Source organism: Shewanella sp. SG41-4, from assembly GCF_014164505.1.
Taxonomy (GTDB): Bacteria; Pseudomonadota; Gammaproteobacteria; order Enterobacterales; family Shewanellaceae; genus Shewanella.
In genome coordinates this window covers 1-358 of record NZ_JACJFI010000764.1, presented here as the reverse complement: position 1 = coordinate 358, position 358 = coordinate 1, and the positions used below count along the sequence as shown (strand labels likewise).

The window sequence follows — 358 nt, the reverse complement described above, 5'->3', positions numbered from 1 at the left end:
CAATGTTCTTACCTCATCAGCAACTACCGCAAACCCGCGCCCATGTTCACCAGCACGCGCGGCTTCAATAGCAGCATTAAGGGCCAGTAAATTCGTTTGATCTGCAATACTTCTTATCGTGTCCAAAATGTCATTAACGTTATGGGTGTATGCATCCAATTGATCAACGACAGCCGCAGTTTGCTGTACTTCTTCAGCTAAGATGTTAATAGTGCTAACAGCATCGTTAACAATTATAACGCCTTGTTTTGCTTCAGTGTTGGCATCTTCAGCTTCAACTGCCGCATTTGACGCGTATTCAGCAATATGAGTGACACTAACAAACATCTCTTTCATCGCTTGAGATATCTGCTCAATA

General features: G+C 43.0%; 1 protein-coding gene. It reads right to left on the bottom strand.

Going from position 1 to position 358, the window contains the following annotated elements; genetic code table 11:
- The coding region (locus H5202_RS23725) for a methyl-accepting chemotaxis protein (protein ID WP_259397473.1) at positions 1 to 358 on the bottom strand (358 nt) is incomplete at both ends.